At 42.2% G+C, this 19,828-nt stretch carries 22 protein-coding genes and 2 pseudogenes; 15 read left to right on the forward strand and 9 right to left on the reverse strand.

Annotation, left to right across the window (positions count from 1 at the left end):
- Positions 1-203 precede the first annotated feature (203 nt).
- From VB775_RS08875 to VB775_RS08890, 4 genes are all read left to right on the forward strand, one after another.
- Positions 204-683 carry an antitoxin gene (locus tag VB775_RS08875; RefSeq protein WP_281009791.1) on the forward strand — a complete coding sequence of 160 codons (480 nt, stop codon included), beginning with the start codon at positions 204-206 and terminating at the stop codon, positions 681-683.
- A gap of 82 nt (positions 684-765) precedes the next feature.
- Entirely contained in the window at positions 766-1,011 is a 246-nt protein-coding gene (locus VB775_RS08880) for a GlsB/YeaQ/YmgE family stress response membrane protein (RefSeq protein WP_281009792.1), read from the forward strand.
- 192 nt (positions 1,012-1,203) lie between these two features.
- Complete coding sequence (locus tag VB775_RS08885; protein ID WP_281009793.1) at positions 1,204-1,776, forward strand: hypothetical protein; 573 nt, start codon at positions 1,204-1,206, stop codon at positions 1,774-1,776.
- A gap of 429 nt (positions 1,777-2,205) precedes the next feature.
- Entirely contained in the window at positions 2,206-2,931 is a 726-nt protein-coding gene (locus VB775_RS08890) for a ferritin-like domain-containing protein (RefSeq protein ID WP_281009794.1), read from the forward strand.
- A 443-nt stretch (positions 2,932-3,374) separates the two neighbouring features.
- On the opposite strand, the gene VB775_RS08895 is transcribed toward VB775_RS08890, so the two are convergent.
- The 4 genes and pseudogenes from VB775_RS08895 to VB775_RS08910 form a co-directional block, all read right to left on the reverse strand.
- Positions 3,375-4,031: a peroxiredoxin-like family protein gene (locus VB775_RS08895; RefSeq protein ID WP_281009795.1), complete on the reverse strand. Its 657-nt coding sequence runs from the start codon at positions 4,029-4,031 to the stop codon at positions 3,375-3,377.
- 42 nt (positions 4,032-4,073) lie between these two features.
- Positions 4,074-4,388 (reverse strand): hypothetical protein, encoded by a 315-nt coding sequence (locus VB775_RS08900; RefSeq protein WP_281009796.1) that lies wholly within the window; start codon positions 4,386-4,388, stop codon positions 4,074-4,076.
- A gap of 22 nt (positions 4,389-4,410) precedes the next feature.
- Positions 4,411-4,692 (reverse strand): thioredoxin family protein, encoded by a 282-nt coding sequence (locus tag VB775_RS08905; protein ID WP_281009797.1) that lies wholly within the window; start codon positions 4,690-4,692, stop codon positions 4,411-4,413.
- A gap of 138 nt (positions 4,693-4,830) precedes the next feature.
- Positions 4,831-5,135: pseudogene (locus tag VB775_RS08910) on the reverse strand (thioredoxin family protein); the annotation flags it as partial.
- A 502-nt stretch (positions 5,136-5,637) separates the two neighbouring features.
- Between VB775_RS08910 and VB775_RS08915 the strand changes: the two are divergent.
- The 5 genes and pseudogenes from VB775_RS08915 (at position 5,638) to VB775_RS08930 (ending at position 8,592) form a co-directional block, all read left to right on the forward strand.
- Positions 5,638-6,654 (forward strand): DUF3179 domain-containing protein, encoded by a 1,017-nt coding sequence (locus VB775_RS08915; RefSeq protein ID WP_281009798.1) that lies wholly within the window; start codon positions 5,638-5,640, stop codon positions 6,652-6,654.
- 69 nt (positions 6,655-6,723) lie between these two features.
- Entirely contained in the window at positions 6,724-7,119 is a 396-nt protein-coding gene (locus tag VB775_RS08920; protein WP_281009799.1) for a DUF1816 domain-containing protein, read from the forward strand.
- A 212-nt stretch (positions 7,120-7,331) separates the two neighbouring features.
- A pseudogene (locus tag VB775_RS26415) lies at positions 7,332-7,424 on the forward strand (glutathione S-transferase N-terminal domain-containing protein); the annotation flags it as partial.
- A gap of 66 nt (positions 7,425-7,490) precedes the next feature.
- Positions 7,491-7,781: a hypothetical protein gene (locus tag VB775_RS08925; protein WP_281009800.1), complete on the forward strand. Its 291-nt coding sequence runs from the start codon at positions 7,491-7,493 to the stop codon at positions 7,779-7,781.
- A gap of 235 nt (positions 7,782-8,016) precedes the next feature.
- Positions 8,017-8,592: a DUF2808 domain-containing protein gene (locus VB775_RS08930; RefSeq protein WP_281009801.1), complete on the forward strand. Its 576-nt coding sequence runs from the start codon at positions 8,017-8,019 to the stop codon at positions 8,590-8,592.
- A gap of 71 nt (positions 8,593-8,663) precedes the next feature.
- Here the strand turns inward: VB775_RS08930 and pstB are convergent, their stop codons facing one another.
- The 5 genes from pstB to VB775_RS08955 form a co-directional block, all read right to left on the reverse strand.
- A complete protein-coding gene (gene pstB / locus VB775_RS08935; protein ID WP_281009802.1) occupies positions 8,664-9,440 on the reverse strand; it encodes a phosphate ABC transporter ATP-binding protein PstB in 777 nt (258 codons plus the stop codon).
- A 53-nt stretch (positions 9,441-9,493) separates the two neighbouring features.
- Positions 9,494-10,339, reverse strand: coding sequence for a phosphate ABC transporter permease PstA (gene pstA, locus VB775_RS08940; RefSeq protein WP_281009803.1), 846 nt, complete (start codon positions 10,337-10,339; stop codon positions 9,494-9,496).
- On the reverse strand, positions 10,339-11,127 hold the full coding sequence (gene pstC, locus VB775_RS08945) for a phosphate ABC transporter permease subunit PstC (protein ID WP_407073015.1): 789 nt from the start codon (positions 11,125-11,127) through the stop codon (positions 10,339-10,341). Before pstC ends, pstA begins: the two co-directional genes overlap by 1 nt.
- 85 nt (positions 11,128-11,212) lie before the next feature.
- A complete protein-coding gene (locus tag VB775_RS08950) occupies positions 11,213-12,070 on the reverse strand; it encodes a phosphate ABC transporter substrate-binding protein (protein WP_281009804.1) in 858 nt (285 codons plus the stop codon).
- A gap of 131 nt (positions 12,071-12,201) precedes the next feature.
- Positions 12,202-12,537 carry an ArsR/SmtB family transcription factor gene (locus tag VB775_RS08955; protein WP_281009805.1) on the reverse strand — a complete coding sequence of 112 codons (336 nt, stop codon included), beginning with the start codon at positions 12,535-12,537 and terminating at the stop codon, positions 12,202-12,204.
- Positions 12,538-13,244: 707 nt separating this feature from the next.
- Here VB775_RS08955 and VB775_RS08960 point away from each other — a divergent pair.
- The 6 genes from VB775_RS08960 (at position 13,245) to arsM (ending at position 19,789) form a co-directional block, all read left to right on the forward strand.
- Positions 13,245-13,820: a cupin gene (locus VB775_RS08960; RefSeq protein WP_281009814.1), complete on the forward strand. Its 576-nt coding sequence runs from the start codon at positions 13,245-13,247 to the stop codon at positions 13,818-13,820.
- A gap of 311 nt (positions 13,821-14,131) precedes the next feature.
- On the forward strand, positions 14,132-15,571 hold the full coding sequence (locus tag VB775_RS08965) for a sensor histidine kinase (RefSeq protein WP_281009806.1): 1,440 nt from the start codon (positions 14,132-14,134) through the stop codon (positions 15,569-15,571).
- The gene (locus VB775_RS08970) at positions 15,568-16,248 is read left to right on the forward strand and encodes a response regulator transcription factor (protein WP_281009815.1); all 681 of its coding nucleotides are present in this window, start codon (positions 15,568-15,570) and stop codon (positions 16,246-16,248) included. Before VB775_RS08965 ends, VB775_RS08970 begins: the two co-directional genes overlap by 4 nt.
- Before the next feature lie 140 nt (positions 16,249-16,388).
- Positions 16,389-17,108, forward strand: coding sequence for a TVP38/TMEM64 family protein (locus VB775_RS08975; RefSeq protein ID WP_281009807.1), 720 nt, complete (start codon positions 16,389-16,391; stop codon positions 17,106-17,108).
- 139 nt (positions 17,109-17,247) lie between these two features.
- The gene (locus tag VB775_RS08980; protein ID WP_281009808.1) at positions 17,248-18,807 is read left to right on the forward strand and encodes a mercuric reductase; all 1,560 of its coding nucleotides are present in this window, start codon (positions 17,248-17,250) and stop codon (positions 18,805-18,807) included.
- Between the two features lie 13 nt (positions 18,808-18,820).
- A complete protein-coding gene (gene arsM / locus VB775_RS08985; protein ID WP_281009809.1) occupies positions 18,821-19,789 on the forward strand; it encodes an arsenosugar biosynthesis arsenite methyltransferase ArsM in 969 nt (322 codons plus the stop codon).
- Positions 19,790-19,828 lie beyond the last annotated feature (39 nt).

Genomic DNA, 19,828 nt, shown 5'->3' on the forward strand with positions numbered 1-19,828 from the left:
AGTAGTTGTTTGACAATCTTAGGGAAGTTAGATAACATTGTTAACATTATTTTTTGTTTTGACGCTTCTAATTTATCAAATTAGAAGCGTGTTTTTCTAGCTTTTTTCTATCATTCAACACTTCTGCATGAGATCAAACAATCGGTTGTTAGGTTGAGTCTTAACAAATGTATTAAAGACATAATAAAGTTAAGTGAGAAATAATGGCTAATATTTCAGTCAATGCAAGTAGTAATGTTTTTTCTAAAACTCTAACTACCAAGGTTCCAGTAACTTTAATGAACAATATCAAAAAAATCTTTCTTTTTGCTGTTGCTTTATCACTAGTTTTGATGATGCAGGTTAGCTTTTTTAATGAAAATGCGATCGCCTCTCCCTTAGCTAGTATTGGGAGCCAAGTTGATAAATTGAGCGACACCTCTAAAACCCTTGCCAAGGATACAGGAAATCGGGCTAAGGACTTAGCCAACAATTTGAAAACAGGTACTAAGGAAAATGTTGATAAAGCTAAGGATATGGCTAAAAATGGTAAAGGCAGGATTGCTGACGGTGTAGACAAAACCAAGGAGATGGCAGGCGATCGCGCCAATGAAGCCCAAGAAAATACCCAAGCTCTATCAGATAAAGCTAGTAACAAGGTTGAAGAAGCGATTGATTCTGTCAAAAACTTCTTGGGTCAGTAATACCAAAAAAGATAGGTAACTTGAAAATCAACCTATTCTCTTCATTCACAAATTTTTGAAATGGACAAACGGAGAAAATCTAATGGAATTTATTTGGTTTATTTTGATTGGACTTATCGCCGGAGCCTTAGCTGGTCAGATAGTTCGAGGCGGTGGCTACGGTGTGCTGGGCGATATTATTGTTGGTATTGTCGGCGCATTATTAGGTGGTTTCCTCTTTAATACCTTTGGTGTCTCGACAGGTGGTGGCTTGATCGGTAGCTTGGTTGTGGCAACCATTGGCGCAGTAGTTTTACTATATGGAATTCGCCTAGTTAAAACTTCTTAGAATCTTTTAAGAATTACTGATGTTAAGTGGAACCCTCATCCCTTCTCCCGCAGGAGAAGGGGAGCAAAACCCATATTTTTCTTGTTCCCCTCTCCTGAGGGAGAGGGGCTAGGGGTGAGGATCTTAGAAACTTCCACGAAACATCAGTAATTCAAATCCAGACAAATTACTTAAACTTAAAGGACAGGCAAAATGACTAATAGAAATGTAAATAGAGATGTAAATAGAGATGTAAATAGAGATGTAAATAGAGATGTAAATAGAGATGTAAATAGAGATGTAAATCCTACCGATCAAAGTGATGCCAATCTCGATCCAATTACGGGAGAAGTTGGGTCGCATCCTTTGGGAACGGGTGTAGGAGCTACAGGTGCTGGCACTGTAGCCACAGTCATCGGTGGTGCTGTTGGTGGACCAGTTGGTGCTGTCGTTGGTGCTGTCATCGGATCAGTCGTTGGTGGTTTAGCGGGCAAGGATATAGCTGAGCAAGTTAATCCTACTTTTGAAGAAACCAATTGGCAGGAGACTTATACTTCTAGCACCTATATTGATTCTGATAAAACTTACGAAGATTATCAACCAGCCTATCGTACTGGCTATGAAGGATACGAGCGCTATGGGCAGAGTGGTCGCACTTATAGCGAAGTTGATACGGATTTGCGGCGTGACTATCAAGCTAATCAAACTGGAAGTTTACCTTGGGAACAGGCTAAATATGCAGTGAAAGATGCTTGGAATCAAGCCTCTAAATCATTTAACCGATAAAACCCATTTTTGAGACTGTGTAAATGCTTTGCAATCTGGAAATGAAGTTTAGTAGAGAATGAGTTCTATTACAATTTATTTCATAGTAAAGCAAGTTCATCAAGTCACTCAAGTAGTAACAGATGTTACGTGGAAGTTTCTAGACTCCTCACCCCTCACTCCTCACCCAAAAGGAGAGAGGGGCATAAGAAATTAGTCTTACTCCCCCCTCTTCCTTGATGGGAGAGCAGGGGGCGAGAAACTTCCACGTAACATCTGTAGTAAGTAGCTAGGCATGAGTAAACTTAAACCCAAATTGCTAGACCGCCTGTTGAGCAGACGACCCGACAGTATCGTGCATCACAGGTTTTAGCTTTAGTTCTTAATTATGCCTAGCTACTTAGATTGTATCTATCACTATTTATTTGGATTATTTTGGAGAGATTAACTATGATTAGCAAGAAGATGCCTTCTACCTCTCGACGTTCCCTGATCAAATGGGGGATTTATGGAATTGGTGGTATTGCAATTGGGGCTATGCCGCAAGCGATCTATGCCCAGTCAAACAGTCGTGGCAAGATGCTCAGCTTTAATGCTAATGATATTGGCATTCTCAACTTCGCTTTGTTATTAGAAGAAATTGAAGCTGCTTTTTATAAAGCCGTAGTCAGTTCGGGCAAAATTACAAATAGTCGAGAACTTGAATATATGAAGTATTTCGGCACTCAAGAGGTTTCCCATGTGAAATTTCTTCGTAGTGTTTTAGCTAACCAAGCTCTCTTTACAACAGAAGATTTAAGTTTTAATTTCTCTGGTCTCAACGATATTCTTTCTAACCGCGATCGCATTTTAGATACCGCAGTTACGCTAGAAGATCTGGGCGTACATGCCTATAATGGCGCAGGCATGAGCATGACTAATCCCACATTTTTGCTTGCGGCTGGTTCGATTGTCTCTGTAGAAGCTAGACATGCCGCTGGAGTAAGGGCGCTACTTAACAGACCAACGATAGAACCAGATGGCGATCGCTTAGTTGATGATGCCAACTTAGATGCTACCCTCAATCCTTTTAAAGGCAAGTCTTACGACGAGCTATATACGCCTAAGCAGATTGTGGCGATCGTGAGTTCACTAAATATACTCACCAATCCCATTGGCGGCGCTCTCATTAGCTAAAGCCGATACACCACACTTGCGAATACACTCATGCAAAAGGATACAGCTAAGATGACCATCTACTCCTCTACTTTGAGAACGAAGCTTAAGAGCGTGTTTGAGAAGTCTTTTATTTAGCGTAAATGGTAACTACTCAGGATTCAGACTGGCTTTTTGATACACACTGGGATAAAGCACAGAAGGCTATAAACTAGTAGACTGCCAAAGGAAATTTGCGGGGTTATCGAAACGAGCAAAGCTCGTTTCGATAACCCCCAACTAGTCAAAGTTCTAGTGGCGGACTACTAGCCTTTGGGCGTGCTTAACTATGGTTTCCATATCGTTATTTAAATTAGTACTACGCCCTTTTTTTCACATCTCTCGTCTTTTCGCAACCCCTTTTTAGGATGGTGCAAGATCTCAGATAAGGATCTCAGTCAAACCCTTTAACTAACTTCACCTATCTACCTAGTTGAGTGTAAATCTTTGAGAATCGTGACAATTTTCTCTGGCTCTAGCCTTTGGGTATAGTCAGTATCTACAAAAGCGTAGACGATCGCTCCATCAGTATTGATAATATAGGTCGCAGGAATCGGCAACTCAAAACTCTGATCGCCATTGCTTGCAGGTAAATCAACTCCAAACTTGGCATAGATCGGGCGAAGATTTTCAGGCACTGTAAACACTAATCCAAATTCCCTTGCTACATAATTACCAACATCGCTTAGAACCTCAAAGGAGAGTTTAGCTTTCTCTACCGTTGACAGAGAATTGTCGGGAGTTTGGGGAGAAATAGCAACTAGAATCGCTCCCTGTGCTTGAATTTCAGGTAAAGCTTGCTGCAAAGCCCGTAACTCTAAATTGCAATAGGGACACCAGCCGCCACGATAGAAAGAAATTACGACAGATCCATGTTTGAGAAGATTTTGAATACTTACAGGTTCACCAATTACATTGGGTAAATTCACATCGGGAATATTGTCACCAATTCGCAAACTATGATTGACAATTCCCGAACTTGCCAGTTCTCCTGCTGCTTGTTGCATGATTGCTTTGATTTCTGGAGGAACCTGCAATTGTGTTTGTGCAGAAAAGCTGGCTAAATCTTCGGTTAGGCTCATAATATACTCTCCTTTAATTTTTTAAGTTTTTTAATCTAATGTTTAGGTAGCGCATAAGCATAGGATGAGCGCCGCTCGTCCTATCCAAAAATTCTGCATATTTTGAAAGACTGGGATTTTCAATTGATCTGTATTAAATACCTGTTGGCTTTCTGAGTAATAAACAACTGGGCAATCACTACTTTTGCAAAAGTGATAGATAGATTCAGCATTGATTTGCTCCAAAGCTGTGGGAATAAGTAAACTCTTAAGAGTGACTAATCCAGCTAATTTACCTTGCTTGCCATTGTGAGGGCAAATTAGGACAGATTTTTTAACAGGAAATTTATCATTAGATGGAGTGCAGCAATCATACATAAATAACCTCTATCCAAGTAAGTTATAGAGGCTTCTGAATTATCTCAGCATAAAACCTTTTGGGCTTAAGTCCTGCAATTTTCTCAATTAGGCGATCGCCTTTGAATAGAACCACTGTTGGCGCAGAGCGAACACCTAACTTAATTGCCAAGTCTGGCTCTTCAGTCATATCAATATCAGCTAGATAGAATTTGCCTTCTTGTTCAGCAGCAAGTTGATGGAGCAGAGGTTCTAAGGTTTCGCAAGCACTGCAATTTTGCATAACAAGATCGGTATCGCGATCAGGTTTCTGAAGGTGTTTCATAAAGGGTTCCTGAGATGGGAGATGAAAAGCATTCCATTTATCTAGTTTTTTTTTAGGACAAATGGAATGCTTTTGTATTTATTTTGTCAGAGCAGCATCTAATACTTTGGAGTAAGCTGTTTTGTCTGGATTATTGCGTTATTGCGCCAAGATTTTGCCCGTGGCAGGATCGACAATTGTGAGCGATCCTGTTTGGGTTTTATTCTCGGCAAGAAATTTGCTCAGTCCTAGCTCTTGAGCAATAGCTTCCACCGCCGCCGTGGTGAATTTGTCCGATACATCAAGTACAACAAATTCCACTTTGCCTTCGTATTCTTTTTTAGATCGGAGACGGTTGGGGCGATGTTTTTGCAAGCAGGACACCAACTAGCATAAATATCAACAACTACAGGCTTGCCTTGCAACTTTTTGGCGAGCGGTCCACCGACATTAGCGGATTGGGCCTAGGCGGCTTCACCTGCGATCGCTTCGGATAGAGATTGTTGCAGAGATGCTGGCTTTACCAAGGCGATCACTGTGCCAACACTTAAAGGCGATCGCGGTCAAAGTTGTCAAATACTTAACTTTCATAGAGATTTCTCAGGTGAAATATGAGACTGATTTCAAGACTGAGTCTATTAAAGATGAGAAAAATGAGTCTCAGATGAGGGGTAGATGGATATTAAATAAAGCTTGCATTCTTGCAAAACTTTTCTTGCGATTCGCTTGATCGGTAATTGCTGTAGGAAAGTGAATCTCCTACATTGTGAAGTTTATCTGATTGAGAATTATTTATTTATTACTCATGTCAGCTTCATCTTGGATGGATATCTTATAGATGTATGCATTCCTCTCACACCTAATTTTTACAGTGAAATTTTTAAAATTACTGCAAAGCAGTAATTTTAAAAATTTCACTGATTTTTATTTTAGAAGGATGAATTCACTAACTAAATATATAAAACCATGAAGTATTCCAAAAAAATAGTATTTATCGGCGGAGCCAGCCTAATAATTTTGATGACAACTTTAGCCGTTCAAGCCATTGGACAAGACAACTTAAAACTGAAGATGTTTGCTTTGACACAACATTTTCACGATCAAAATAAAGAGCTAGGCGATTTGCGATCGCAGAATGTTGATCCAGATAAAAATACAAGGATTGATCTGACCCAACTACTAAATGGCGGGCCGCCTAAAGATGGAATTCCCAGCATTGACAAACCAGTTTTTGATAATGCTCAAACGACCTCTTTTAAAAGTGATGAGCAGGTAATTGGTGTAGTGATTAATGGAGAAGCAAAAGCCTATCCATTGGGAATTTTAAATTGGCATGAAATCGTTAATGATCGTCTTGGCGATCGTAATATTACAGTTTCCTATTGTCCTCTCTGTGATACAGGAATAGCTTTTGAGCGTGGTAATAGTACCTATGGGGTTTCAGGAAAGCTCTATCAAAGCTGTTTAGTTATGTACGATCGCGCTGATGATACTCTCTATGCACAACCTTGGGCAATAGGCGTAGTGGGTTCTCAAGTAAACCGACCTTTAAAACGTTTGCCAATTGTCAAAACTAACCTTGGCAATTGGCTCAAAAAATATCCCAATAGCCAAGTTCTATCTACCGAAACAGGTCATAGCCGAGACTACTTCCGTTATCCCTATGGTGAATACTTAACCAGTAAAGATCTTGTGTTTCCTGTTCGTAATCAAGACAAACTCGCTCATCATCCCAAAGCGATCGTTAGCTATGTATGGGAACCCGATCAGAAAACGCCAAACAATCTCTTCTCAGGAGTCAGTCATCAATTTATCCATGAGGAAGTAAAACGTGTTAGCAACCAGACCATCAACTTCAATGGTCGTCAAATTCGCGCCCGATGGGAACAACAATTAGAAACAGTAATTATTGAAGAAAGTGATGGTTCTACAGTTCCCAGCACTACCGCTTTTGCCTTTGTATATCCAGCCTTTTTTAGGTAATTGCTAAATGGCATAGAATGCCATTTAGCAATACTTTATGATCTTTAAATAAACAGGAAATATAATAAAATGAGTCAATTTGGCTATTCTTCCAAACATCTCCAATGGTTATCGAATGCTGCCAAGTATCTATCTATTGACAAGACTATTAATAGAGCAAATAGTGATCATGCTCAACAATCTAGCGATCGCCACATCACCAAACCTAATGAGCTTGAAGAACTACTTTTACAGGTTCTAGAAATTGTCGGATTAGCTTGTTGGATTGAGATTGAGACCCTAAATCCCAATTATATTTATTATTTTGGTCCTTTTGTGAATCTTGAGCAGGCTAAAGATTCACAAGCTATCTATATCGAAGATTTGACTCAAGAAAATGCTATTTGTCAGCGAATTGAAATTAAGTTCTGTCGTCCCAAATCTCTAACTGTGGAATTACCAGAGCCAACATCTAAGACTTTATGAGACTTTTTTATACCCCAGCCTCTCCGTATGCCAGAATTGTCAGAATCATAATTTTGGAACTGGGACTAAATGCTCGCGTTCAGCTAGAAATTGTCTCTTTGTGCGATCGCCATATAGCAATCCTAAATAGGTTGTGAGAGAGCGCCCCTTCGGGGCGCTCTCTCACAACACTCAAAATCTTACAACTCATTTAGGAGCGCCATAGTGAGTTATTAAAATATAACCCTATTGGCAAAGTACCCACTCTAGAGACAGATGATCAATTTATCTTAGTCGAAACAGAATTAATTGGTAGATATCTGAATCAACTTAACCCTGATATCGCTCTATTCCCTGAGCCTAATGATCTTTTCGCTCAACATTTATATGGGATGACCACATCTTTTCTAGAAGGAGTCTGTACTTGGGCAAGAGAATATTTACGTCCATGTCATGAACAATCATTAGCAATTATCGACCTAGAGCAATTAAGAGCATCTCGATGTTTAGATTATTTTGAAAAAATCGCTCATAAATTAGGACAAAATCTTTCTCTAACTCATGTCATCCTTGCTGTAGCTCTGAGTATGGAAAAGCAAACTAACTGGCTATGGCAGCCCAATTATCCGCAATTAGCAATATGGTATCAACAATTTTGTCAGCGCCCATCTATGAGAATATAAACCCCAAAACCTGTGCCACGCTTTGCGTGGCACAGGTTTTATTTTTTCCGATTAAGTAGTTTACTATACCGACAACTATATGTTTTATATGATATTAAGCCACCCCTCATATAGGACTCATCTAAGGAGTAGAGAATATATTCATCAACAAATTAGCGGTCTGGAAAGTTTCTTCTGAAGTACTTTAAGCCTTAACTCTCCACAAGCTAATACAAAATATATGGAGACTCGTAATATGTTTAACCGAAATAATGAAAATGCAAAACTATCTTTCCTCTCGCTTCTCGCTTCAAGCGCCTTGGTTTTAGGTGGTATTGCATTTGTTGCGCCAGCCAATGCTGTGCAATTCAGCAATGGCGAAACCGCTTTCAATAGTCCGCCAACCCTGATTGATAGTGATACTGACTCTTTAACCTTAGATAGAGCAACAACTTATTACTTCACAGTCAAGGTTCCTGAAAATGCTGGAAAACCTCTGAAGAGCTTACAAATCAAACAGACTAGTAATATAGATCCAGTTGAGTTTGTTGCCAATGAAAGTCGAGCCTATTTTGGTAACGGATTATCTGGAGCAGCAACAATTGCTTTGGCTAGTGTCGGCGGAGAATCTCCTGCCCGTGGTAATGCATCAGTGGTTTTTGCAGAACCGATCGCTCCTGGGAAAACGGTAACGATCGCTATACGCGCAAAGAACAATCTTTCTAATGGAGGCAGTGGTGTGTATCTATTTGGTGTGACCGCATTTCCAGAAGGTCAAACCAGTCGTGGACAATTTCTGGGCTTTGGACGTTTACATTTTTATAATCAGTAACATTCAGCTACACCCAAAAAAGCATAAAAAATGCGGCGGAGCCGCATTTTTTATGCTTTTTTGGCTATTTTTTAGCCTTTTCTTCCTGAGATATAAGCATTAGTTAAAGAATGTTGAGGGGACTCGAAAATCTGCGCGGTTGTACCTGACTCGATTAATCTGCCAATTTGATCTTGTACCCAGAAAACTGCAACTTGATCGGCGATACGCCGCGCTTGGGAAAGATTGTGCGTAACCACGATTAAAGTATATTGATTGCGTAAATGTAGCATTAAATCTTCGATAACTTCGCTAGAGATGGGATCGAGAGCGCTACATGGTTCATCCATTAATAATATTTCTGGTTGCAGGGCGATCGCACGGGCTAGACAGAGGCGCTGCTGTTGCCCACCAGAAAGAGACAGTGCAGAGCTTTGGAGCCGATCTTTTACTTCCTGCCAGAGTCCCACCTGTTGCAGACTAGATTCGATAATCTCATCAATTTGTTGGCGCTGCTTGATGCCATGCTCACGCAAAGGGAATTCCAGATTTTTGATAATCGATAATGGAAAAGGATTCGGCTTCTGAAACAACATCCCCACGCGGCGGCGCAAATTGACGACATTAATCCTGTGGATATCTTCACCATCAAGAAGAACTTCTCCTGAGAGTTGATATTTTGGCGTAAGTTCAATCAGTCGATTGAGGCAATTAAGAAAGCTCGTCTTACCACAGCCCGATGGTCCGATTAGAGCCGTAATGCTATTCGGGAGAATCGCTAAGTTAATATTCTCAAAGGCTGGCTTTTTGCCATAGCATAAGGATAAATTTTGTGTTTGCAATATTGGAGAAATAGAATTAGTTGACATAGGATTTAAATAGTAATATTGAGTGAAAGAGAAAGCGCTTCGCGCTTTCTCTTCTAAAAATCATGGCGAAACCATGCACCAAGCCATGAAACAACCCCGTTGATTGTCACTAGGCTGATCACTAAAACTAAGGCTGTCGCATAGGCTTTGGGTTCACCTCCTGAGATATTCATGGCAAGGTCATAAATATGCACTGACAGCGATCGCCCCGAATCTAGTAAAGAAGTTGGCATCCGATCCACATAACCACTCGTAAAAATTAAGGCGGCTGTTTCGGCGATCGCCCTGCCCAAGCCTAGTAAAATCCCCACCACGATCGCAGGCATTGCCGCAGGTAACAGCAATGTCCATAAAACCGATGGGCGCGACAGCCCCAGAGCCGCCGCCGAGCGCCGATAATCCTCTGGCACTGACCTTAATCCCTCTTGAGTGGAACGAATTAAAATCGGTAAGACCATACAGGCTAAAGTTAGCCCACCTGACAAAATGGAGAATCCTAAACCAAGAGTCTTGCTAAAAAAGGCATTGCCAAATAGTCCAAAGGCGATCGATGGCACACCTGCTAATACATCTAAACTTAGACGGACTAAGCGCCCCCAAAGGTTTTCCCAAGAATTTGATTGTGGACTAAACTCAGCTAACATAATCGCTGTGCCAATTCCCAACGGTAGAGAAACTCCCAAACATACAAGCACAATCAAAGACGTTGATACTAGAATTGGCGCAAGCCCGCCGTCACGTCCTGCATTGCGCGGCGCAGTGGTTAAAAATTGCCAATTAATTTGTCCAATGCCATGCTGCACAACATCGCTGAGCAACCAAAATAGGGGGGCAATTACTAAGATTGCCATTAACCAGATAGAGACTGCGATCGAGCGATCGCGATGTTCATTATTCATTACTGAGCGCTTTGCTCCTGATTAATTACTTCAGCGATCGCCACGAGTAGCATAATTAAACTCATTAGCACCACACCACTAACAAACAAAGCGGAGCGGTGGTCATCTATGGCATATGCCATTTCCAGAGCAATATTTGCAGTTAGAGTTCGCACTGGCGCAAATATGCTGTCAGGAACCTGTACCACATTGCCACTAACCATCAATACCGCCATTGTCTCGCCGATCGCCCGACCTGTTTCTAGAATGACACCCGCAATCAAGCCCGACTTTGCCGCAGGAAAAACCACATTCCGAATCATCGCCCAACGTCCAACGCCCAACGCTGCGGCTCCACGCAGATAAGCATCTGGCACATTTGCAAAACTCGCCTCCGCAACTAGAGTGATCGTCGGTAAAATCATCAAAGTCAAAATCAAAATTCCTGCTAATAAACTTGCCCCAGGAGGACGGATTTTGCCAATCAAAGGCACAATTACCACCAATCCCCAAAAGCCATAAACTACCGATGGAATTCCTGCCAACAGTTCAATAAGGCGGCGATAAATTAGCGCGATCATTGGCGGCGCATAATATTGCATAAACACCGCCGCGCAAATTCCCAAAGGTGTTGCCAAACATACCGATCCCGCCATCACCAAGATCGTTCCCCATAGCATCGGTACAAGATTAAATTCTTGACTAGCAGGATGCCAAGAAGCATCGTTCCAAAAGCGTGGCAGTCCGATTTTGGTGAGTAAAGGTAAAGCTTCCCAAATTAGAAAACCCACAATTAACAACACAATCATGCCTGAGATTGCCGCGAGAATCCGCAAAACCCAAGACAAGATTGATTCATTGATGGAGCTATTAGTTGGTTTGTTAATTGATTTATTATTGAATGGGGACAAAATATTGGGCTTTAACAAGGTCGTTTACCTCTGGAGAACGCGCAAAATCGATAAAGTCTTTTTGAAGTCCTGTGGGAGTTGCTTTGGTGACAAGATTGAGAGGGCGAGAGATGGGGAATGTTTTATTAGCAACATTGACGATCGCTGCTTCTACACCATTCATCGGTAATAACTTAATTGCTACGCCATTATTGGCACTATATTCTGCCGAACCAATGGATACATAACCGATCGCATTAGGATTACCTGCGATAGTTTTAATCCCCTGTTCGTTATCACCAATCACTACATCTGCTTTGATTTCCGTGGTTTTCAATTTAAAAAATTGGGCAAAGAGTTCCAACGTAGAGCGCCCTTCAGCTTTATTGACAACTGTAATCGGCGCATCTTTGCCACCCACTTGCTTCCAGTTATCCACCTTCTTGGTATAGATATCAACAATCTGGCGATCGCTAAGACTGGCGATTGAATTCTCTTTATGCACAATTACTGATATTCCATCTCTCGCAACGGTAAATGATTGCAAATCTCTTTCGCTTTCCTTAAGATCTCGCGATACCATGCCAATATCCGCAACTCCCTGACGCGCATCAGCAATACCTCGTGAAGAACCGCCTGACTGTACATCAATCCTCACACCATTATGTTTCGATTCATAGCGCTTGCCAATTTCTGACAGTAAAGGAGCAACGGTACTCGATCCTGTTAATACGAGTTTTCCCTGTAAGGCAGGAGTAGCAGAATTAGCAGAAGATGGAGTATTGCTAGGGGAACAGGCTTGCAGCGAGAGCAGAGCGATCGCGCCAAAAGTTAGGGGAGTTAATGTTTTGAAATGTTTCACGGATAAGCCTTTTATGATTGATTTTTAGTTAGTAATTCATGTTACGCAGATAGAAAATCTGCTCTCATCCTCTCTCCCCTTCTCCCCTCTTGGGAGAAGGGGAGAGAGGATGAGGGTTCCACATAACAGGATTAAATTTCATTGGGGAAAGAGAGAACGCAGCAGCCAAGATTAATGCCGATCGCGCCATTTTCAGATTGCAGATCGGCGACAGAATGATAAAGCACGGCTTTACCGTCACGGACAGATCTCACAAAACCTGCTTCCCGCAACACCTTGAGATGGTGAGAAAGCAAACTCTGTTCTAAACCAAGCGCTGCATTGATTTCACCAACGTGCCTTGGCTGTTCTCTCAGTAACTCTAAAACTGATAAGCGCGTGGCATCAGCTAAAACCTTGAGCTTTTCAGCACAAAAATTTGGGGCTGGTTTTGTCGAACTTAATCTGGATCTTGGGGACGCATTCATAGGTATAGCGATCGCGCGATCGGCAAAGAAGAAGATGTGTTATAGCTATAGCCACCTGTATCAGGGCAAATCAAAACCCAAATAGTGTGAAGTGGCGCGAAGCGCCACTTCACACTATTTGGGTTTTATGTCCTAACAAGACTGACTACAGCTATAATACTGGCATGAAAATTTATTCATATCAATATTAATTCATATTAAAACCATAGCTTTCATTTGATTTCAGAATATGAGGAGATCATGAATGAGAAATAAAGAGTTAGTTAAAAGATATGAGTAGCTTTCATCTCACAATTCGAGATTTGCTCCCTAATTCTTTTAATAATCACTAAATTTTGGTCGCCAATGCGATCTTTGAGACAGGAAAATACACCATCAAGTTATAACAATCCTAAAAGAACCGTGAGAATCTAAAGCTTATAAATAAAGGGTTAAACCATGCCTTTCTTACAAATGATTTAGGGATTGCTATACACCTAAGCCCGATCAACAAACAAAATACAATCTTTATCAAAAATTTATCTTAGAGTCACACGGCACTCATCAATAACCTTCAACCAAGCTCTAGACTAGAACAAACCCATATTTCAGGCTATAGCGGCTTTCATTCGAGGAAGGAAAATCTAGTGCAATCAACAGAATTAAAGCAAGCGATCGCTCAAGACTGGTTAGTTAACAATGAAAGCCAATGTATTTCCTTTGAATCTATGCAAAAAGATTTGCAAGAAGATTCATTCACAGAAAAATATCCCATCCCCTATCGACTCTATCGATTTCTCACCGATGTGGAGAATATCATCTGGCAAGAGGCAGACGATCGCTTGCGATTGCAAAAAATCTGTCCATTAGTGCGGCGCTTGCTCAATGAATCGGAATGGATTTTGACTAGTTTTGCCCTGCCCGATCGCGAAACGGGTTGGTCTGTGCAGATGATCTATGATGAGCCAGATTTTGCGCTAACGGTGCAGACAGTCGCTTGGTCGCCACAGCGTGTTTCGTCAATTCATAATCATGCAACTTGGGGAATTGTGGCGCTGATTGATGGCGAAGAGAAAAACACTTTTTGGCAGCGATCGCCTAGTGCTGAATATCCCGATCGCCTTACTAAAACAGGAGAGCATACACTTACATCTGGTGACATTCTCTGTCTGATGCCTGAGGCAATCCATCAGATCGAAGCGATCGGCGATGAACCCACGATCAGTTTCAACATTTACGGCATAACTAACTATAGCCAACGTTTTGAGTTTGATATAGAGCAGCACACCGCTAAAATTTTTTAGTCAACTCCTATGATTAAAAGCATCAAGAGATCCCCCTCAATCCCCCTTGTAAAGGGGGAAGAAGAAAATTTAATTTGTTCTCCCCCTTTAAAAAGCTACCGTGTACACACAAGTTATCAGCTATAGCATGAGTTACGAAAGATCCCCCTCAATCCCCCTTGCAAAGGGGGAAGAAGAAAATTTAATTTATTCTCCCCCCTTTCTCAAGGGGGGGCTGGGGGGGATCAACACCTAGAAGCGAAGACAGACAGAATCGTTTACGCACCATGTTTTTTAAGGGGATCTGAATAACTATTCACGAAACAAAGCCAATGTATAAATCAATTAGAAATGTGATCGCGAATATATTTAAAAAGCGAGTTTCCCCAAACTCCCTACAGTTTCGTTTAACTGTAGAATTGATCGCTATGTCTGTAATTAGCTTAACGGGGGTGTCTGTTTGGGCAGGTTGGAAAATGGAACAGACAGTGGTTAATGGTCACAAGCAAATGCTGGAATATGTGGCGATGCGTTTTCCCGATCAAGTGGAAATGTATATGGAAACAGGGGGAGTTAAAGCAGGAATAGAACGCACATCTAACAAAGTTGCCACTTCTGATTTAGCGATTCTCGTTAAGGGTGACAATGGCGAAGTTATTGCCAAATCAGCAAATAACTATGACCTATCCGCAGATTTACAAAATATTGGCTATACCGAAGTACCAACCACGCCACAGGTGATCCAAATCGGCGATCGCTATGTGGTGATGTGCGGTAATAATCTAACGGTCAATGGAAAACTTGTTGGCAAGGTCTATCTTTCCCAAGATGTTACCAACGACCAGTTACAGTTAAATAATGGTCTTTATGGATTGATCATCGTTAGTATTAGTGCAACGGTGATCTTGATTGTGGCGATCGCCCTGCGAATTCGCAAAGCCCTCTCGCCTTTGCAAGAAATGAGTCAGATGGCAAGCGTGATCTCCATTGATGATCTCAGTGATGCCAAATTGGAACTAGCAAAAGCTCCCGATGAGATTTTGGGATTGGCGCAGACTTTTAATGAAATGCTCCAGAGATTATCGAGCGCTTGGGAGCAGCAGCGTCAATTTGTCGGCAATGTATCCCATGAGTTACGCACGCCTTTGACCGTGATCTGTGGCTATTTGCAAAGCTTGCTACGTCGTGGCGACAACCTCAGCATTTATCAAAAACAAGCGATCGAAACCGCTAGCGCCGAAACCGAGCGCACGATCCAGATGCTCCAAGATTTATTAGATCTTGCCCGTGCCGATAGTGGCAATTTACATTTTCGGCAAGCTCCCGTTTTTTTAAATACCTTAGTTGCGGAAGTGGCGGCGATGAGTGCCAAGGTTAGTGATCGCTCAGTTACAGCCATTGTCCAAGATCAAGATATTGTTGCTCTGGCTGATCAAGATCGGCTGCAACAGGTTTTGATTAATTTAGTGGATAATGCCATTAAATATTCTGCCGATCCAGTGGAAATCCAAATGGAAACTAGAGAAGATCAAGCGATGATCCATGTATGCGATCGCGGCATTGGCATTGCCCTTGTCCACCAACATCGGGTATTTGAGCGTTTTTATCGCAGTGACGATCCTTCCACTCGTTCTCGTGACGGCACGGGACTGGGCTTAGCGATCGCCAAGAGCTTAGTGGAAGGCATGAATGGCAAAATCAGCCTCATGTCCAAACCAAATGAGGGTAGTATTTTTACAATCAGTTTACCCCTATGGAATCCGCAACGATGAATAATCGCATTCTACTGATTGAAGATGACCCCAAGTTATCGAAATTTATCGAAATGGAACTTGGCTTAGAAGGTTATCAAATAACTGTGGCGACGACTGGCTTAGATGGTTTGCAACTAGCCCGTGATACGCAGCCCGATCTGGTAATTTTAGATTGGATGTTACCCGAAATATCAGGATTAGATATCTGCACAAGGCTACGCAAAACGGGGGGACAAGTGCCGATCATTATGCTGACGGCTAAGGATGAAATCAGCGATCGCGTCACTGGCTTAAACGCAGGAGCCGATGACTATCTCACTAAGCCCTTTAGCATTGAGGAGCTACTTGCCAGAATCAATGCAAGAATGCGGCGGATGTATCCCGAAGCGAACGATAATTTGCAGTTTGAAGATATTACTTTAAGCCACACTTCCCGCGAAGTCCGTCGGTCAGGGCAGAGGGTCGATCTGACTGCCAAAGAGTTTGATTTACTAGAATTTATGCTGCGCCATCCCCAGCAGGTTTTAACCCGTGACCAGATCCTCGAATCGGTGTGGGGCTATGACTTCATGGGCGAGTCGAATATTATTGAAGTCTACATTCGGGCTTTACGCATCAAGTTAGAAGTGCATAATCCGAAACGGCTACTGCATACAGTGCGCGGCGTGGGTTATGTTCTACGCAGTCAAGGGTAACCTCGTCAGGGTGTAGCACTTCTTTCACTGCCCCTGACGAGATATTCATTTCAAAAAATTTATTTCTCCCTCATAAAACTACTCTTTTAACAGGTTACATTTAAATTAGGTCGATACAACTTGAGAGTTTGACATATCCCATGGCGAGATCTCGATTAACTAAATATCGATTTTGGTTAAGAATAATTCTTAATGCGATCGCGATCGCCTTGTTAGTGATGATATTTCACTACCTGAATATCAATGGGTTACTGCAAAGTATCATTACTTGGATCAAAGATCAGGGAGTAATTGGCATCGTTGCCTTCATTATTGTTTATAATCTTGCCACAGTTTTATTTATTCCTGGCTCGTTCCTAACCCTAGGGGGGGGCGCTCTCTATGGTGTGTTTTTTGGTTCAATCTATGTGTTTATTGCCGCAACCTTAGGCGCAACCTTTGCCTTTTTAATTGGACGATATTGTGCTAGAGGCTATGTCAGTCAAAAAATTCGGAATAATATGACCTTCAGAGCGATCGATGCAGCCATCTGTAAAGAAGGATTCAAAATCGTTTTGCTAACTCGTCTTTCACCCATCTTTCCATTTAATATGCTTAATTATGCTTTTGGAATTACCCGTGTCGCCTTAAAAGACTATATTTTAGGCTCAATCGGCATGATTCCCAGCACGATTATGTATGTCTATCTTGGTTCTTTGGCTATGGATGTTAACCTGATTAACTCTCAACTAGACAGTAGTCCACAAACGCAAATCATTCAATGGAGTCTGCGCTTAGTTGGACTACTTGCCACCATATTTGTGAGCATTTATATTGCCCGAATTGCTAAGCGATCGCTCCAGCAAATCACCAAAGACTAAGACAGGCTTCCTTTTTATTCAAATATTTATTCAAATATTTATTCAAATATTTATTCAAATATTTATTCAAATATTTAGCCAAATATTTAACCAAATATCTTTAGTTCACAACCGTCCTTAAATCAAGAGACTAAAATCAATGAGTGCTTCTGACCAACATAGCTTAAATGAATATGAATCATTCATTCAACCGATGGATGAATATAATCAAGCTCTTCTCGCGGATGTGCATCCACGCGATTGGGTCAATCCTGATCCTGCGAGGTGCTATGACTTAGTAGTAATTGGGGCAGGTACGGCTGGACTGGTGGTCGCCGCAGGAGCCGCAGGGCTAGGTTTAGGACTAAAAGTTGCGCTGATTGAAAAGAACCTCATGGGCGGGGATTGTCTGAATGTAGGCTGTGTCCCATCTAAATGTGTAATTCGTTCAGCAAGAGTAATATCAGATATTCTCAATGGTGCTACTTTTGGTATTCATGCTAGAGATATTGACATTGACTTTGCTGCGGTCATGCAAAGAATGCGACGTATAAGGGCTAGTATCAGTCACCATGACTCAGTGAAAAGATTCCATAACCTTGGAATTGACGTGTTTTTGGGAGCAGCTACATTTGTCGATGAGAAGTCTGTGGAGGTAAATGGAGCGCGATTACAATTTAAAAAAGCGGTAATTGCTACAGGTGCGCGAGCAGCACGCCCACAGGTTGCAGGCTTAGGCGAGACAGGATATCTCACCAATGAAACTGTATTTACGCTTACCGAACGCCCCAAACGTTTGGCGGTGATTGGTGGTGGGCCAATTGGCTGTGAACTCGCTCAAGCTTTCCATCGCTTGGGTTGTGAAGTGACTTTAATTCACAAAAACAGTCATCTCCTTGATCGCGAAGATACAGATGCTGCTGAAATCGTTCAAACCAGTTTATTGAATGACGGAGTCACGCTGGTTTTAGGAGCAAAATTAGAATCCGTTGAAGCCAAAGATTATGGCAAAGTCATCAGCTATCAGCAAAATGGAGAGTCTAAGACCATATCAATTGATGAGATTTTGGTTGGAACTGGGCGATCGCCAAATGTGGAAGGATTAAATCTAGAGGTGGTGGGCGTAGATTACGACAAGCGCCGTGGGGTCGTAGTCAATGATTATCTGCAAACCACTAATCCCCACATCTATGCCGCAGGTGATATCTGCTCAAATTTCAAGTTTACGCATACTGCCGATGCCGCCGCCCGCATCGTGATCAAAAATACGCTATTCTCTCCCTTTAGCTTAGGACGTAGCAAAGTTAGTGATTTGGTGGTGCCTTGGGTGACCTTTACCGATCCTGAAATTGCCCATGTGGGAATGTATGCTAGTGAGGCTCGTGCCAAAGGACTGGAAACCGATGAGATTAAGATTCCCTTTACTGCTGTCGATCGCGCTATCTTTGATGGTGAAACGGAGGGCTTTGTGAAGATCTTGCATCAAAAAGGTAGCGATCGCATTCTTGGCGGCACGATTGTCGCCCGTCATGCTGGCGAAATGATTGGCGAAATTAGTTTAGCGATCGTCGCCAAACAGGGCTTAAATACTCTATCCAGTGTGATTCATTCCTATCCCACCCAAGCCGATGCGATCAAAAAAGCCGCCGATGCCTATCGTAAAACTCTACTTACTCCCCGCACCCAGTCATTCTTAAAGTTATTAACTAAGTTCAGTTAACCATCACAAAATCATGACCTATCTCGAAACCACTGCTAAATTTTACGCCGAAGCCGCCCAAACCCCTCAAGTTGGTCTGTGCTGTATCAGTACCCCACCCTTACAATATCCCGATCTGAAAATTCCCGAAATTATTCAACAAATGAACTATGGCTGTGGTACAACCATTCAGCCAACGGAATTAACAGGATCACCAACGGTTCTCTATATTGGGGTCGGTGGTGGTTTAGAAGCATTGCAATTTGCCTATTTCTGTCGTCGTCCATCGGCGGTGATTGCTGTCGATCCTGTCGCCGAGATGCGCGATGCGGCTACTCGCAATCTCCAACTCGCAGCAAAAGAAAATACTTGGTTTGATGCCAGCTTTGTCAAAATCCTTGACGGTGATGCGTTTAACTTGCCTGTCCCCGATGCTTCTGTGGATGTAGTTGCTCAGAATTGCCTATTTAATATCTTTGAACCTGACGATTTGCAACGCGCTCTTAAGGAAGTCTATCGTGTTCTCAAACCCAAAGGGCGATTAATCATGAGTGACCCGATCGCCACTCGCCCCATCCCTAGCCATTTGCAAGCCGATCAGCGTCTGCGAGCGATGTGTCTCTCTGGAGCGATGACCTATGCGGAATATACCCAACAGCTTGTTGATGCAGGCTTTGGACAGGTGGAAATTCGCGCCCGTCGTCCCTATCGCCTGCTTGATACGCAAACATTTCAATTAGATGCACCACTATTACTGGAGAGTTTAGATTCTGTATCTTTTAAAGTTCCCATCGCTCAAGATGGCGCTTGCATCTTTACGGGTAGAACTGCCATTTATAATGGAACTGAAGAGATTTTAGACGATCGCGCTGGGCATGTTTTGTTGCGCGGCAATCCCGTCGCTGTCTGTGATAAAACCGCCAAAAATCTTGCTAATAAGTTCCCGCAAGAAGTAATGATCACTGATTCTACTTGGCATTACAACGGTGGTGGCTGTTGTTAATTTGAAAATAGAACAGGCTTCGCTTGTTCTATTTTTTTA

Source organism: Pseudanabaena sp. CCNP1317, assembly GCF_034931345.1.
GTDB lineage: Bacteria > Cyanobacteriota > Cyanobacteriia > Pseudanabaenales > Pseudanabaenaceae > Pseudanabaena > Pseudanabaena galeata.

Excerpts from the sequence above, each read along its gene's own strand:
- VB775_RS08915 (WP_281009798.1), top strand. The coding sequence starts at position 5,638 with ATGAAGTATTCCAAAAAAATAGTATTTATCGGCGGAGCCAGCCTAATA.
- VB775_RS08925 (WP_281009800.1), top strand. The coding sequence starts at position 7,491 with ATGACCACATCTTTTCTAGAAGGAGTCTGTACTTGGGCAAGAGAATAT.
- VB775_RS08975 (WP_281009807.1), top strand. The coding sequence starts at position 16,389 with ATGGCGAGATCTCGATTAACTAAATATCGATTTTGGTTAAGAATAATT.
- VB775_RS08895 (WP_281009795.1), bottom strand. The coding sequence starts at position 4,031 with ATGAGCCTAACCGAAGATTTAGCCAGCTTTTCTGCACAAACACAATTG.
- VB775_RS08890 (WP_281009794.1), top strand. The coding sequence starts at position 2,206 with ATGATTAGCAAGAAGATGCCTTCTACCTCTCGACGTTCCCTGATCAAA.
- VB775_RS08930 (WP_281009801.1), top strand. The coding sequence starts at position 8,017 with ATGTTTAACCGAAATAATGAAAATGCAAAACTATCTTTCCTCTCGCTT.
- arsM (WP_281009809.1), top strand. The coding sequence starts at position 18,821 with ATGACCTATCTCGAAACCACTGCTAAATTTTACGCCGAAGCCGCCCAA.
- VB775_RS08875 (WP_281009791.1), top strand. The coding sequence starts at position 204 with ATGGCTAATATTTCAGTCAATGCAAGTAGTAATGTTTTTTCTAAAACT.
- VB775_RS08955 (WP_281009805.1), bottom strand. The coding sequence starts at position 12,537 with ATGAATGCGTCCCCAAGATCCAGATTAAGTTCGACAAAACCAGCCCCA.
- VB775_RS08980 (WP_281009808.1), top strand. The coding sequence starts at position 17,248 with ATGAGTGCTTCTGACCAACATAGCTTAAATGAATATGAATCATTCATT.
- VB775_RS08905 (WP_281009797.1), bottom strand. The coding sequence starts at position 4,692 with ATGAAACACCTTCAGAAACCTGATCGCGATACCGATCTTGTTATGCAA.
- VB775_RS08885 (WP_281009793.1), top strand. The coding sequence starts at position 1,204 with ATGACTAATAGAAATGTAAATAGAGATGTAAATAGAGATGTAAATAGA.
- VB775_RS08920 (WP_281009799.1), top strand. The coding sequence starts at position 6,724 with ATGAGTCAATTTGGCTATTCTTCCAAACATCTCCAATGGTTATCGAAT.
- pstC (WP_407073015.1), bottom strand. The coding sequence starts at position 11,127 with ATGATTGTGTTGTTAATTGTGGGTTTTCTAATTTGGGAAGCTTTACCT.
- pstB (WP_281009802.1), bottom strand. The coding sequence starts at position 9,440 with ATGTCAACTAATTCTATTTCTCCAATATTGCAAACACAAAATTTATCC.
- VB775_RS08960 (WP_281009814.1), top strand. The coding sequence starts at position 13,245 with ATGCAAAAAGATTTGCAAGAAGATTCATTCACAGAAAAATATCCCATC.
- VB775_RS08970 (WP_281009815.1), top strand. The coding sequence starts at position 15,568 with ATGAATAATCGCATTCTACTGATTGAAGATGACCCCAAGTTATCGAAA.
- VB775_RS08880 (WP_281009792.1), top strand. The coding sequence starts at position 766 with ATGGAATTTATTTGGTTTATTTTGATTGGACTTATCGCCGGAGCCTTA.
- pstA (WP_281009803.1), bottom strand. The coding sequence starts at position 10,339 with ATGAATAATGAACATCGCGATCGCTCGATCGCAGTCTCTATCTGGTTA.
- VB775_RS08900 (WP_281009796.1), bottom strand. The coding sequence starts at position 4,388 with ATGTATGATTGCTGCACTCCATCTAATGATAAATTTCCTGTTAAAAAA.
- VB775_RS08965 (WP_281009806.1), top strand. The coding sequence starts at position 14,132 with ATGTATAAATCAATTAGAAATGTGATCGCGAATATATTTAAAAAGCGA.